The 14,678-nt window shown below is 69.8% G+C and carries 8 protein-coding genes; 4 read left to right on the forward strand and 4 right to left on the reverse strand.

Going from position 1 to position 14,678, the window contains the following annotated elements; genetic code table 11:
* Positions 1–4: 4 nt before the first annotated feature.
* Both JMF86_RS05655 and JMF86_RS05660 read right to left on the reverse strand, forming a co-directional pair.
* A complete protein-coding gene (locus JMF86_RS05655) occupies positions 5–1,693 on the reverse strand; it encodes an iron ABC transporter permease (protein ID WP_011545010.1) in 1,689 nt (562 codons plus the stop codon).
* On the reverse strand, positions 1,683–2,726 hold the full coding sequence (locus tag JMF86_RS05660; RefSeq protein WP_011545011.1) for a Fe(3+) ABC transporter substrate-binding protein: 1,044 nt from the start codon (positions 2,724–2,726) through the stop codon (positions 1,683–1,685). Before JMF86_RS05660 ends, JMF86_RS05655 begins: the two co-directional genes overlap by 11 nt.
* Positions 2,727–2,969: 243 nt before the next feature.
* Between JMF86_RS05660 and JMF86_RS05665 the strand changes: the two genes are divergently transcribed.
* The gene (locus JMF86_RS05665; RefSeq protein WP_006476417.1) at positions 2,970–3,131 is read left to right on the forward strand and encodes a hypothetical protein; all 162 of its coding nucleotides are present in this window, start codon (positions 2,970–2,972) and stop codon (positions 3,129–3,131) included.
* A 147-nt stretch (positions 3,132–3,278) separates the two neighbouring features.
* Here the strand turns inward: JMF86_RS05665 and JMF86_RS05670 are convergent, their stop codons facing one another.
* Together JMF86_RS05670 and JMF86_RS05675 are read right to left on the reverse strand one after the other, a co-directional pair.
* Positions 3,279–4,646, reverse strand: coding sequence for an amino acid permease (locus tag JMF86_RS05670; RefSeq protein ID WP_011545012.1), 1,368 nt, complete (start codon positions 4,644–4,646; stop codon positions 3,279–3,281).
* 292 nt (positions 4,647–4,938) lie between these two features.
* Positions 4,939–7,233, reverse strand: a complete 2,295-nt coding sequence (locus tag JMF86_RS05675) for an FUSC family membrane protein (RefSeq protein WP_011545013.1) — start codon at positions 7,231–7,233, stop codon at positions 4,939–4,941.
* A 179-nt stretch (positions 7,234–7,412) separates the two neighbouring features.
* On the opposite strand from JMF86_RS05675, the gene recC reads away from it, so the two are divergent.
* The 3 genes from recC to JMF86_RS05690 all read left to right on the forward strand — a co-directional run.
* Positions 7,413–10,751 carry an exodeoxyribonuclease V subunit gamma gene (recC, locus tag JMF86_RS05680; protein WP_011545014.1) on the forward strand — a complete coding sequence of 1,113 codons (3,339 nt, stop codon included), beginning with the start codon at positions 7,413–7,415 and terminating at the stop codon, positions 10,749–10,751.
* Positions 10,748–14,455, forward strand: a complete 3,708-nt coding sequence (gene recB, locus JMF86_RS05685) for an exodeoxyribonuclease V subunit beta (protein WP_011694239.1) — start codon at positions 10,748–10,750, stop codon at positions 14,453–14,455. The genes recC and recB overlap by 4 nt, the downstream gene beginning before the upstream one ends.
* Positions 14,452–14,678 (forward strand): hypothetical protein (locus JMF86_RS05690; RefSeq protein WP_201316786.1); only part of this gene is annotated, 227 nt, incomplete at its 3' end. The genes recB and JMF86_RS05690, both read left to right, overlap by 4 nt.

Raw genomic sequence — 14,678 nt, forward strand, 5'->3', positions numbered from 1 at the left:
GGTGTCAGGCTCCGATCTTGTGGCGGGTGCGGGCGAGCAGGATCACGGGCACGAGCCCGGCCAGCACGATCGCGAGCGCGGCGACCGCGCCTTCTTCATAGGTGCCGCGCGCGGCTTCCGCATACAGCCAGGTCGCGAGCGTGTCGAAATTCAACGGACGCAGCAGCAGCGTGGCCGGCAGCTCCTTCATCGCGTCGACGAACACCAGCAGCGCGCTCGTCGTGAGCGCGGGCCGCAACAGCGGCAGGTGGATGCGGCGCAACGTGCCGCCGGCCGTCTCGCCGAGCGAGCGCGCGGCCTGTTCGAGCGACGGCGGAATGCGCGCGAGGCCGGCCTCGATGCCGCCGGCCGGGATCGCGAGAAAACGCACGGTATAGGCGATCACGAGCGCGGTCGCCGAACCCATCAGCAGCAGCCCGTCGCGGCCGAGCGCCGCGCCGAACAGCCGGTCGGCCGCCGCGAACGGAATCAGCAGGCCGATCGCGAGTACGGTGCCTGGCACCGCGTAGCCGAGGCTCGCGATCCGCGCGCACAGGCGGGCAGGGCCCGCACCGGCGCTGTCGCGCTGCGCGCGGGCGGCCCACGCGACGACGAGTCCGCACGCGAGCGTCGCGACGGTGGCGGCGGTCGCGATCGTCAGCGTGTTCGCGAGCCCCGTCATCAATTGCGCGGAGATGCCGCCGACGAGGTGCAGCCGCTTGGCCGTTTCGACCGTGAGGTACGCGGCCGGCGCGCCGAAGCCGAGCAGGACGGGTAGCCAGCCGAGCACGGCGGCGCCCAGCGCGGCCGCGCCGGTCAGGCGGCGCGGCGCGATCGGCCGCATGCGTCGGCCGTGCGCGTAGCGCTGGCGGCGGCGCCCATAGCGTTCGAGCGCGATCATGCCGACGACGATCGCGAGCATCGCCAGCGCGATCTGCGCGGCGCCGGCGAGATCGGAGCGCGTGATCCACGTCGTATAGACGGACACGGTCAGCGTCTGCACGCCGAGGAATTCCGACGCGCCGATATCGTTCAGCGTTTCGAGCAGCGCGAGGCTCACGCCGACCGCGATCGCCGGGCGGGCCAGCGGCACGACGACGCGCCAGAACGTCGCGAGGCGGCCCGCGCCGAGCGTGCGCGCGGCCTCGAGCAGGCTCGCGGACTGCGTGACGAACATCGCGCGCGTGCTCAGATAGACATACGGATACAGCACGAAGCCGAGCACGAAGATCGCGCCGGGCAGCGAACGCAGGTCGGGCAGACGGAACTGGCGCGGGCTGTCGAAGCCGAGCAGCCAGCGGATCGCGCCTTGCACGGGGCCGATCGGATGCAGCAGATCGAGATACGCGAACGCGACGATGTAGGTGGGCACCGCGAGCGGCAGCAGCAGTGCCCAGGTCAGGGTCCGGCGGCCGGGAAAATCGTAGGCGGTGACGAGCCATGCGCAGCCGGTGCCGACGATCGACACGATCGTGCCGACCCCGGCGAGCAGCAGCAGCGTATTGACGAGCGCCTGCGGCAGCACGAATTCCGCGAGATGCCGCCAGTGCGCGAGATCGGCGTCGAAGGCGGCGGCCACGAGCACCGCGAGCGGCGCCGCGACCGCCGCGGCGATCGTCAGCGCCGCGAGCAGCCACAGGCTGCCCGCGCGCGGCCGCAGGCGCAGGCCGCTCGGCTCGCGGCAGGCGCGGGCGGGCGATGCGTCAGTTGTCAAAGCCGACCTTGTCGACGAGCTGGCTCGCCTGCTTGCGATGCTTCGCGATGTCCGCCAGCGGCAGCGGATCGACTTTCAGCGTGCCGAAGCTGGCGATCACCGGGTCGAGCTTCACGTTCGCGCGCACCGGGTATTCGTAGTTCGCCTGCGCATACAGCGCCTGCGCTTCCGGCGACACGAGATATTCGAGCAGTTTCACCGCGTTGGCCTTGTGCGGCGCGTGCTTCGCGACCGTCGCGCCGCTGATGTTCACGTGCGTGCCGCCGCTCTTCGCGTTCGCGAAGGTCGGCCGCACGACCTTGATCGCGTCGCCCCATTTGCGCGCATCGCTGCCCGGTTCGGCGTTTTTCATGTGGCCGACGTAGTAAGCGTTCGCGAGGCCGACGTCGCAGATGCCGCCGAGGATGTCGCGCGCGACGTCGCGGTCGCCGCCGGTCGCCTTGCGTGCGAGGTTCGCCTTCACGCCGCGCAGCCATGTCTCGGTCGCGGCCTCGCCGTCGTGCGCGATCATCGCCGCGACGAGCGCGGTGTTGTACGGATGCTGGCCCGAGCGGATGCAGACCTTGCCCTTCCATTTCGGATCGGCGAGATCTTCGTAGCGGAACGCATCGACCTTCAGGTCCTTTTCGACGTACAGCACGCGATCGCGCAGCGACAGCGCGTACCAGTCGCCGTTCGTGGCGCGCAGGTTCGCGGGAATCGCGTCGTCGAGCACCTTCGAGCGCACCGGCTGCGTGACGCCGCCGTCGACGAGGTCGAGCAGGTTGCCGACGTCGACCGTCATCAGCACGTCGGCCGGCGACTGCGCGCCTTCCGCCTTCACGCGCTCGAGCAGGCCGTCCTTCACGAACACCGTGTTGACCTTGACGCCGCTCTGCTTCGTGAACGCGTCGATGAGCGGCTGGATCAGCTTCGGCTCGCGGGTGGTGTACAGGCTCACTTCCTCGGCCGCGTGGGCAAGCGGCGCGAAGGCTGCTGCGGCGGCGGCGAGGGCGCCGGCGAGCGGCAGCAGGCGGGTGCGCGGATTCGACATGAAGACTCCGGTGCGGCAGGTGGACGAGGGAGCGTTCCGGGGCGCGCCTGCCGCCCGAGCGACCCGAAACATTACAAAATGAAAGACTTTGGATTCTAGATCGAAATGGGAACGATTAACAATCGAAAGCTGACGGAAAGCGGAGGAGAAGCCGGGGCCGGAGGGCGGCGAACGGGGCGGTGCAGTGTGGGCGCAAGCGCGTAGAATGCCCGCTTCGACGAATTTGACGGAGCCGCACCGACCATGAACGATCAGCGCAAGAAGAACCCTGTCCGCAACGTGAGCATCCTGATCGTCGTGGCCGTGCTGCTCGTGATCGGGACGATCCTGTACAACGCGATTTCGCAGAAGCACGCGTACGACGAGGCCCATCCGGCCGAGGCCGCGAGCGCGGCGTCGCACTGACGCGCCGCTACGCGGCCTGATCGGGTCGCGTGCGGGGCATGCCACGGGAGTCGATCCGCGGCGTCCGGCGCGACGGGCGCCGCGCGGAACCGGGACATCGGAAGGCGCGTCGGAACCGGCGCGCCGCACCGGCCAGTCCGCCGTGCGTCAACGTGACGCAGGTGCGAATTTCGGGCGAATCCGTGCGTAGAACACGGCCGCGAGCAGCGCGAGCCATGCCGCGCCGACATACAGCGCCACGCGCGTATCCTCGAACCAGCCGAGCATCACGATCACGAAGCCCATGAAGGCGATCGTCAGCGCGGGCGCGACGGGCCACAGCGGCACCTTGAACTTCAGCGCGGCGACTTCGGCACTCGACAGGCGGCGACGCATCGCCACCTGCGACAGCAGGATCATCAGCCACACCCACACGGTCGCGAACGTCGCGATCGCGGCGACCACCAGGAACACGTCCTTCGGCATCAGGTAGTTGAGCAGCACGCCCACCAGCAGCGCGCCGGCCATCACGAGCACCGTGACCCACGGCACGCCGTGGCGCGATGTCGTCATCAGCACGCGCGGCGCCTGACCCTGCCGCGCCATCCCGAACATCATCCGGCCCGCGCCGAAGATGTCGCTGTTGATCGCCGAGATCGCCGCGCTGATCACGACGAGGTTCAGGATCGTCGCGGCCGATTTCACGCCGAGCGCCGAGAAGATCTGCACGAACGGGCTGCCGTCGCTGCCGACACCCGTCCACGGGCTGATCGACATCAGCACCACCATCGTCAGCACGTAGAACAGCAGGATGCGTGCGGGCACCGCGTTGATCGCGCGCGGAATCACGCGTTCCGGGTCCTTCGCCTCACCGGCGCTCATCCCGATCACCTCGATCCCGCCGTACGCGAAGATCACCACCGACAGCGACGCGATCAGCCCGCCGATGCCGTTCGGCAAGAAGCCGCCGTGGTTCCACAGGTTCGCGAACGTCGGCAAGTCGGCCGAATGACCGAAGTGCATGCCGGTCAGCAGGATCGCGACGCCGCCGCCGATCATTGCGACGATCGCGCCGACCTTGATGATCGACAGCCAGAATTCGAGCTCGCCGAACACTTTCACGTGGCACAGGTTCAGCCCGCAGATGATCGCGACGACGCCGAGCACCCAGATCCATTGCGGGACGTCCGGAAACCAGAAGCCCATGTAGATGCCGAACGCGGTGATGTCCGCGATCGCGACGATCACCATTTCGAGCGTGTAGGTCCAGCCGGTGACGAAGCCCGCGAAGGGGCCGAGGTTCTCGGTCGCGTAGTGGCCGAACGAGCCGGCGACGGGTTCGCGCACGGCCATCTCGCCGAGCGCGCGCATCACCATGTAGACGGCCGCGCCGCCCAGGATGTACGCGAGGATCACGGCCGGGCCGGCAAGCTGGATCGCGGACGCGGAGCCGTAGAACAGGCCCGTACCGATCGCCGAGCCCAGCGCGAGAAAGCGGATGTGCCGCGCGCTCAGGTGGCGCTGCAAGTTTTTCATCGAGTCTCCGATATCGTTATGCGACGAACCTGGCGAGCGGGGCCGGTTCGAGTGCGCCAAGTTGTCTATACAACTTGAATGTGAACGAATGATAACAAGCCGGACCCGGTGACCGGAATCGGGTATTCCCTGACTGGCGCGGCGAGCGGAACGGGGCGTGGGGCGGTCGCGCGCTGAATGCGCGCGCCGCATGGAGCGGTGGAGCATGCTTCGGGGGATCGTTGAATCGAGGCGCGCCGGTGGCCGAGCCGCGTCGTGCGCGGGCCGGCCTGCCGGCGCGGACAGCCGGAGGTCAGGCCGGCAGGCGGATCACGCTCGCATCCTTGCGGATCAGCAGCGACGACGCGAGCATCTGTTTGCACTGGTGCGCGAGCACCTTCAGGTCGTGCGTGAGCTCGGCGCCGACTGCATCGGATTTTTCCGCGGACACGACCATCGCATCGAGATCGCGCGTGATCTGCTTCGACGCTTCGAGCTGGTCGGTGGGCGGCGGCTCGCCGGCCTCGGCCTTCTCGAGATTGTCGAGCACCGCGGCGAGGCCGCGCTGCAGCGCATCGTCGTGGACGAGGCCGCCGTCGGCCGCGCATGCGCTGCGGATCAGCGGCGCGGCGGCCGTGATCTGCGCGCCGAGCACGTGCGTCTGCACGAGCAGGTCGTTCAGTTCGGGCACGAAGCGCTGGTGCGCCTTCGGCTCGATCATCATCCGCTGGAACGCCTGCCCGAGGTTCGCGAACGCGATGTGCACGTCCTTGCGGGCGAGGCGGTAGCGGTAGTCGTCGTCGAGGCTGGCCGTCGGGGATTCGATCGCGGCGGCGACGCCCGCGACGACGGCGGCACCGTCGGCGGTCGGCACCGGCACCGGCGGCGACATGCCGCGCCCGGCACGCCACACGGCCTCGAAATACTTGCGGGTGGACGTCAACATGTCGGTGACGAGCTTGCCCATCAGCCGGTATTCCCAGTACGGGAACAGCCGGCTCGCGGCGATCGCGATCATGCAGCCGACCACCGTGTCGATCGCGCGTTCGCCGATGATCCGCATGCTGCCCGGCGCGAGCAGGTGGAACATCAGCAGCACGTATGACGACGTGAACACGACGCTCGCCGCATAGTTGAACAGCAGCAGGCTGTAGCTCATCACCATCGACCCGAACATGATCGCGATCAGCAGGTGCGTATCCTTGACCGTGTAGATCAGCGCGACGCTCGCCGCGCAGCCGATCAGCGTACCGACGATACGCGCCGCGTTGCGCTGCTTGGTCAGCGAATAGCCGGGCTTCAGGATGATGATGGTCGTCATCACGATCCAGTACGCGTTGGTGAGCGGCAGCAGCCGGCCGATCCAGAAGCCGACCGCCACTGCGATCGTCACGCGCAGTGCATGGCGAAAGCTCGGCGAGCGCATGTTCAGGTTCGAGAAGATCAGCAGCGGCGACATGCGGCGGCGCTGCAGGAAGCGCGTGAGCGCCTTGTCGATCTTCAGTTCGGTTTGCTGCGGATCGGCGTGGCCCGACAGGTTGCGGCGCATCCGGTCGATCAGGCGCGTCGCGCTCCAGATGCGCCGGAACGTCGCGACCACGGCCGCATAGGCTTCCGCGTGGGTGGCCGCGAAGTTTTTCTTGCGCATCAACTCGATCTCATACTCGATCGCGCGCAGCTCGGCCTTCACGCTGATGTGCGAATGCGGCGCGCGGTTTTCGAGCACCGCGAGGCCGACCTCCTCGAGATCGGCTGCGGCCTTGCGGATCAGGTCGCGATAGAAAATGATCAGGTCCGAGCCGCCGAACGTGTTGCGCACGAGCGGGTAGTCGGTGTGCGCGCCGACGAACAGCTCGTGCAGGTCGACGCTGTTGATGAACAGGTTGTACATCGTCGTGCGGCCGGGATCGAGCTTGCCGCGCCGCAGCTTCGGCAGGTTGCGCAGCACGATGTCGCGCGCGGTTTCCTGCGTTTCGACCGCGGTGATCTGCCGGGCGACGAGATTGCGGTAGCACTCGTCGAGATCGGCGTCGAGGTCGTAGAACTGCGCGCGCGCGAGCAGGTAGTCGGCGCAGGCGAACAGGCTTTCGGCCAGCGCCTGCTGCTCGATTCGGCGCGCCTGCCATTGCGACACGAGCGTGGCCCAGTACGTGTACCAGAGGCCGCCCGCGAGAATCCAGCCGGCGTTGACGAACGCCTGCAGCGGCGTGAACTTCTCCTCGAGCGTCATCACCATCATGAACAGCGTCGCGAAGCTGATCTGCGGCCAGCGGTTGCCGTAGACGACGATCAGCGACAGCACGAACGTGAGCGGCACGATCGTGAGCCACAGCGCGAAGATGTTCGGGGTCGCGAGACCGGTCGCGAGCGCGGCCAGGAAGCCGATCACGCTGCACGCGAGCATTTCGTTGTGTTTGTACTTCAGCGGGCCCGGCATGTCGACCACGCACGCACCGAGCGCGCCCGTCGAGATCGTGAAGCCAAGCTCGCGGTTGTGAAACACGATCAGGCACAACACGGCCGGCAGCGACACGCCGACCGCGATCCGCAGGCCGCCGAAAAAGTACTGGCTGTAGAAAAACTTTCTGATTTCGACCGAATAGCGCATCGATGGGCTGAATGACAGACGAAGACGCCGGGGCGGCGTATTGACTGGCGACGAGTCTATCGTATTTCGCGGCTCGCAAAAGCTGGCTGTCCGGACGATGGCCGTGGCTGCGGCCCTTTGCTATCCTTGGTCATCCTGTTCGCCCGGCCCCGTCGGTGCGAGGTTCCGACGCCCGCCTCATGCTCCATCTCTTCTATTCGAACCGTCACGAAACGCTGGCCGACGCGCTGCTCGAGGATCTGACCGCGTTCCCGGCCCGCAACGGCCCGTGGGCGCCGCAACAGGTCATCGTGCCGAGCGCGGCGCTGCGCCGCCGTCTCGAGCTCGACATCGCCGCGCGCAATGGCGTGTGCGCGAACGTCGAGTTCACCTATCTCGCGCAGTGGCTGTGGGCGCAGATCGGCCGCGTGCTGACGGTGCCCGCGCGCTCGCCGTTCGCGCCCGACCGGCTCGTGTGGCGCTGCTACCGGCTGTTCGCGCAGGCGGCCGATGGTGCGCCGTGGCTCGCGTCGCCGCGGCTCGCCGCGTATCTGTCGGCTTCCGACGATGCGATGCGCTACGAACTGGCCCATCGCGTCGCGGCCGTGCTCGATCACTATCTGACCTACCGCCCCGAATGGCTGGCCGCGTGGCAGGCCGGCGAATCGGTGCTCGCGGGCGACGCCGCACCGCGCGGGATCAGCGACGCCGCGCGCGACGACGAGCGCTGGCAGGCTGCGCTGTGGCGTGCGCTGCTCGCCGAGCTGAGCGACAGCGGCACGCCGCCGGCACACCGCTTCCTCGTCGAAGCGCGCCATCTCGATGCCGACGCGGTCGCGCGGGCCGACTGGCCCGAATCGGTCAGCGTGTTCGCGCTGCCGACGATGCCGCCGCTGCACGTCGCGCTGTTGCGCGAACTGTCGCGCTGGATCGACGTGCGCGTCTACGCGCTGAACCCGTGCCGCGAATTCTGGTTCGACATCGTGACCGCCGCGCATGCCGAGGCGCTCGATGCGGCCGGGCGGCGCGACTACCAGGAAGTCGGTCATCCGCTGCTCGCCGAATGGGGCAGGCAGACGCAGGCGCAACTGCACATGCTGCACGAACTGACCGAAAGCGCCGCGTCGGGCGATGCGTCGCGTTTCGTCGAGAATCCCGCACCCACCTGGCTCGCGCGCGTGCAGAACGCGATCCTCGAATTGCAGCCGGAAGCCGACATCGGCGACACGCCGGTCGAGCGGGGGATCGAGGTGCACGTGTGCCACAGCCTCGCACGCCAGCTCGAGGTGCTGCACGACCGGCTGCTTGCCTGGTTCGACGCCGATACGAGCCTGCAGCCGTCCGACGTGCTCGTCGCGGTCGCCGATCTCGCCGCGGCCGGGCCGCTGATCGACGCGGTGTTCGGCACGGCCGGCGCCGGCGGCGCGCGGGTGCCGTACCGGATCACCGGCCTGCCGCCGTCGCAGGCGAACCCGGTCGCGCGCGTGCTGCTCGACTGGCTCGCGTTGCCGGAACGGCAGGTCGGCGCGCCGGAGCTGGTCGAATGGCTGCGCGTGGATGCGGTGGCCGCTCGCTACGACATCGACGCGGCCGCGCTCGAAACCGTGCAGACCTGGCTCGCGGCCGCCGGCGCGCGGCGCGGGCTGTCGCCGCTCGCGAGCGACGACGCGGCCGTGCCCGCGCCGCGCCATACGTTCTCCGATGCGCTCGCGCGGCTCTTTCTCGGCTATGCGATGCCCGAAGGGGCGGCGCCGATCGGCGCGTGGTTGCCGATCGAGGCGGCCACCGGCAGCGAGGCCGAACTGCTCGGCCGGCTCGCACGCTTCACCGACGATCTCGACGGCTTCGCGCGGCGGCTCGCCGAGTCGCACACGCCGCGCGGCTGGAGCGAGCTGTTTGCCGACACGCTCGCGCGCTTCTTCGATTCGGGCGCCGCGTATGCGGATGCGCTGGCCGGCGTGCGCGACGCGCTCGACGCGATGCTGGCCGCGATGACGGAAGGTGCGCCGGACGAGGCGTTGCCGGCGGCCGTCGTGCGCGCGGGGCTCACCGCGGCGCTCGACGATCCGGCCCGCGGCGGGGTGCCGTGGGGCGGCGTCACGTTCTCGTCGCTGACGAGCTTGCGCGGCCTGCCGTATCGCGTCGTCTGCCTGCTCGGGATGGACGACGGCGTGCTGCCGAGTCTCGCGCGCGCGGATGAATTCGACCTGATGGCCGTGCTGCCGAAGCTGGGCGACCGGCAGCGTCGCGACGACGAGCGCAATCTGTTTCTCGACCTGTTGCTCGCCGCACGCGACCGGTTGCTGATCGCCTATACGGGCCGCAGCATCCGCGACAATGCGCCGTTGCCGCCCGCGGCGCTCGTCGACGAGCTGCTCGATCATCTGGCGATCGTCACGGCCGGGCTCGGCGCCGCACCGGATGCGGTCGATGCCGCGCGGCGCGCGTTCATCGTCGAGCATCCGCTGCAACCGTTCGCGGCCGCGTATTTCCAGCCGGGCAGCGAACTCGTGTCGTACGACGCCGAGCGGGCGACACTCGCGTCGCTGCTGGCCGCCGAAGCGTCGCGCGGCGAGCCGCGCGAGCAGCCGTTCTTCGCGCAGCCGCTGCCGGCCGAGCCGGTCGAGCCCGTCGCGTTCAGCGAATTCGAACGCTTCTGGCGGCATCCGGCGCGTGCGTTGCTACGCGGCCGGCTCGGCATCGTGCTCGCCGACGCACAGGCCGAACTACTCGATACCGAGCCATTCGCGCTGGACTTTGCCGGCAGCGACGCGCTGGCCGAGCGCGTGCTGCCGCTCCTGATCGAAGCGGGCGAGGGTGGCGTGCACGATCACGCGCTGCGCATTGCGGACGCGAGCCCCGAACTGCCCGGCGGCGCGACGGGGGCGGTGTGGCGCGACCAGGCGCTCGGTTCGATGACGCAGCTTGCGTCGAACGTGCGCCGTGCGCTGGCCGACGGGATCGAGCGGCGGCCGTTCTCGCTCATCGTCGCACCGAAGTGGCCCGACACCGAGCAGGCGCTGTTCGGCGCCGACGACGCGATGCTGGCGGCCGACGCGGTGAGCGCGCCGCTCGAATTGCACGGCACGCTGAACCGGCTGACGCCGGCCGGGCAGGTCATCTACCGCTATGCGCGGCCGAGCGCGCGCGATTACCTGTCCGCGTGGCTCGCGCATCTCGTCTACTGTGCGATCGAGCCCGGCGGCCCGCGCCGCACGCTGTGGTTCGGCAGCGGCGGTGCGTTCGAGCTGACGCCCGTCGCGGCGCCGCTCGAACGGCTCGCGCCGCTGGCCGCGCTGTTTCGCGCGGGGCGGCGCATGCCGCTGCGGTTTTTCCCGCGCAGTGCGTGGGCGCGGGTATCTGACGGCGAGGCGAAGGCCGCGAGCGTGTGGATCAACGAGCGGGTCGTGAGCGAAGCCGACGACCCGGCCATCGCGATCGCGTGGCGCGGCGCGCATCCGTCGCTCGACGAGCCGTTCGGCACGCTTGCGCGACTCGTGTTCGAGCCGCTCGTCGAGCATCTGAAGGAGGTCGCATGAGCGCCGTGTCGCAGCAGCAGGCGCTCGAACTCGACGTATTCGCGTGCCCGCTCGACGGCGTCAACCAGATCGAGGCGTCGGCCGGCACCGGCAAGACCTGGAACATCTGCGCGCTGTACGTGCGTCTGCTGCTCGAAAAGGATCTCGGCGCGGACGAGATCCTCGTCGTGACCTTCACGAAAGCGGCGACGGCCGAGCTGCACGAGCGGATTCGCAGCCGGCTCGCGCAGCTTGCGCATGCGCTCGACACGGGTGACGACGGCGGAGATCCGTTCATCGCGCGCCTGCTGGAGACCACCCTCGGCGACGACGGCGCGCTCGACTCCGGGACGGCCGCGAAGCGGATCCGGCGCGCGCTGCGCGCGTTCGACCAGGCGGCGATCCATACGATCCACGCGTTCTGCCAGCGTGCACTGCAGGAAGCGCCGTTCGCGGCCGCGATGCCGTTCGCGTTCGACATGGAGGCCGACGATGCGTCGCTGCGCTTCGAACTCGCGGCGGATTTCTGGCGCACGCGTGTCGAACCGGCGGCCGCGCGCTGGCCGGGCTTCGCGACCTGGCTCGTCGAATCGGGCGCCGGCCCGGCCGCGCTTGATGCACAGCTTGCACGCCGGCTGAAGAAGCCGCTCGCCGCGCTGCGCTGGGATGGCGTGACCGAGCCGGACGAATCAGCCGAAGCGGCGGCGGCCGAATGCTTCGCCGAGGCGGCGCGGATGTGGGCGGCCGAGCGCGACGCGATCGATGCGTTGCTGCGCGCCGCGCAGCCCGTGCTGAATCAACGCTCGCACAAGCCCGACGCGGTTGCCGATGCGCTTGCCGCGTGGGCCGTGCATTTCGAGCAGGGCGACGCGACGGCCGCGCTGCCGAAAGCCGCGCTGAAGCTCACGCAAACCGCGCTGACGAAGGCGACCAAAAAAGGCGGTGCGACACCCGCACATGCGTTCTTCGACGTGGCCGACGCGCTCGAAGCGGCCGTGGCCGCAGCCGAGGCTGCGCAGCGCGCGCGCTGGCTCGCGCTGATCGCCGAATGGCTCGACATGGCGCCCGGCGAGCTGGCCGAGCGCAAGCGCACGCGACGCGTCGTGTCGTTCGACGACCTGCTCGCGAACCTGTATCACGCGCTGCACGCGCATCCATGGCTCGCCGAGACGCTGCGCGCGCGCTATCCGGCCGCGTTGATCGACGAGTTCCAGGATACCGATCCGCTGCAGTTCGCGATCTTCGACCGGATCTTCGCGCCGCGCGGCCCGCTGTTTCTCGTAGGCGATCCGAAGCAGGCGATCTACAGTTTCCGCGCGGCCGACCTGCATACCTATCTCGCCGCGCGCGCACGGGCGAGCGCGTGCTACACGCTCGCGGTCAACCAGCGCTCGACGCCTGCGATCGTCGACGCGTGCAACCGCTTCTTCCTGTCGAATCCGCGCGCGTTCGTGCTCGACGGGCTCGACTATTACGCGGTGCGCGCCGGCACGCGTGTGCGTGCGCCGTTCGTCGACGAGACCGATCCGGGCCCGGCCGGCGATTTCCGGGTGTGGGCGCTGCCGGGCGGCGAAGGTACGCTGCTCAAGCGCGATGCGCAGGCGCAGGCTGCACAGGCCTGCGCGGCCGAGATCGCGCGGCTGATGCGCGGCGCGCGTGAAGGGCGTGTGCGGTTGGGAGAGTCGCCGTTGTCGCCGGGCGACATCGCGGTGCTCGTGCAGACGCACCGGCAGGGCAGCCTCGTGAAGCGCGTGCTCGCGACGTGGGGCATCGGCAGCGTCGAGCTGGCGCAGGCGTCGGTGTTCTCGACCGGCGACGCCGAACAGCTCGAACGCGTGCTGGCGGCGATCGATGCGCCGGGCGACCTGCGGCGTCTGCGCGCGGCGCTCGCGTCCGACTGGTTCGGGCTCGATGCCGGCGCGCTGTGGCGCATGGAGCAGGGCGACGGCGATGCGCCACCCGGCGCGTCGGCGGCCGACAGTGCGGACGCGATGAGCTGGGTCGAGCGCTTCTCGCGGTATCGGCTGCTGTGGCGCGAACGCGGCTTCGCGGTGATGTGGCGCACGTTCACGCGCGAGCTGCGGATCGCCGAACGGCTGATGGCCGGTGCGGACGGCGAGCGCCGCGTGACCGACATCAACCATCTGGCCGAGTTGACGCAGGCGCGGGCATCCGCGCAACCGGGTATCGCGCCGACGCTGCGCTGGCTCGCCGCGCAACGGCTCGACGGCGGCGGCGAGGAAGCGCAACTGCGGCTCGAATCCGATCGCAACCTCGTGCAGATCGTCACGGTGCACAAGTCGAAGGGGCTCGAATACGCGGTCGTGTTCTGTCCGTTCCTCAACGACGGCGGGCTACGCGAGCCGCCGTCTTCCGCGCTTCCCGATGCGCGCGAATATCACGACGACGCGGGCGATGCGGTGCTGCATTACGGATGCGACGACGAAGCGGCCGCGCACGCGGCGCGGCAGGCGCTGCGCGAGCAGGCCGCGGAGCGCGCGCGGCTCGTCTACGTGGCGCTCACGCGCGCGGTGTATCGCTGCTATGTCGTCGCCGGGCCCTACCTGTCGTCGCGTTCGACGCGCGAAGCGCGGCGTAGCGTGCTCAACTGGCTCGTCGCCGGTGCCGGCCATGCGTTCGATGCGTGGCTCGACGAGCCGCCCGACGAAGCCGCGCTCGAGGCGGCATGGCGCGCGCTCGCGGGCGGTCCCGTGAGCGTCGCGCCGCTGCCCGTGCCCGCGCGCCGCGAGCGTCTCGCGGCCGGGCACGACGCGTCGCAGACGCTCGCGGCGCGCCATGCGACGCGCGTGCTGCGCGATGCGTGGCGGTTGGCGAGCTTCAGCTCGCTGACCGCGTCGATGGCGCGCGAGGAGGCGGGCGTCGCCGCCGTGCCCGACGACGAACTGCGGCCCGATCACGATGCGCTCGCCGCGGTGACGCCGGACGGCGAACTGATATTCGCCGATACGGTTGCGACCGACCCGCCGGACGACGACATCCTCGTGTTCCCGCGCGGCGCGGCGGCCGGCGAATGCCTGCACCGCCTGTTCGAACTCAGCCGGTTCACGGAGCCCGAATCGTGGCACGCGGCCGCGCTCGGCGCGCTGCACGACCGGCCGGTCGAGGCCGAGCCGGCGCTTGCGGCGCGTCTGCCGGCGATGATGGTGCGGCTCGTCGACGACGTCGTGCACACCGAGCTCGTGCCGGGCATGCGGCTCGTCGATCTCGATCCGGCGAAGCGGCTCGACGAAATGGGTTTCCTGTTTCCGGCGCCGTCGCTGGACCTGCTGGCGCTGCGCCGGCTGCTGGTCGCGCACGGTTATCCGGACGTTGCACTGGAGGCGGGCACGCTCGCCGGTTTCATCAAGGGTTTCATCGACATGATCGTCGAACACGACGGCCGTTTCTGGATCGTCGACTGGAAGTCGAACCACCTCGGCACGACGCCGGACGCCTATGGCCCGCGCGCGCTCGACGTCGCGATGGCCGATCACGCATATCACCTGCAGGCGCTGCTCTATACGGTCGCGCTGCATCGCTATCTGCGCGGCCGGTTGCCGGATTACGACTACGACACGCATATCGCGGGTTACCTGTACCTGTTCGTGCGCGGCGTGCGGCCAGGTTGGCGCAGCGGCGGCGAGCCGGCCGGCGTGCATGCGCGGCGGCCCGCCCGCGCGCTCGTCGACGCACTCGACCGGATGATGGAAGGGGGCCGCGCATGACCGCATCCGACGACATGCTCGAATTCACCGGCGGTCTCGTCGCGCGGCTGCCCGAGCCGGCCGATTTCGGCATTGCGCTCGCGGAAGGCTTCGCGCGCCGCATCGGTGACCTCGCGCGACGTGCCGGTGCGCCGTCCGCGTCGGCACGCTGGGCGGCGCGTGCCGCGTTCGCGACGAGCCGCGCGACCGCGAGCGGCCACGTGTGCGTTGCGCTCGGCGCGCC

Source organism: Burkholderia sp. E168m15, from assembly GCF_016586105.1.
Taxonomy (GTDB): domain Bacteria; phylum Pseudomonadota; class Gammaproteobacteria; order Burkholderiales; family Burkholderiaceae; genus Burkholderia; species Burkholderia orbicola.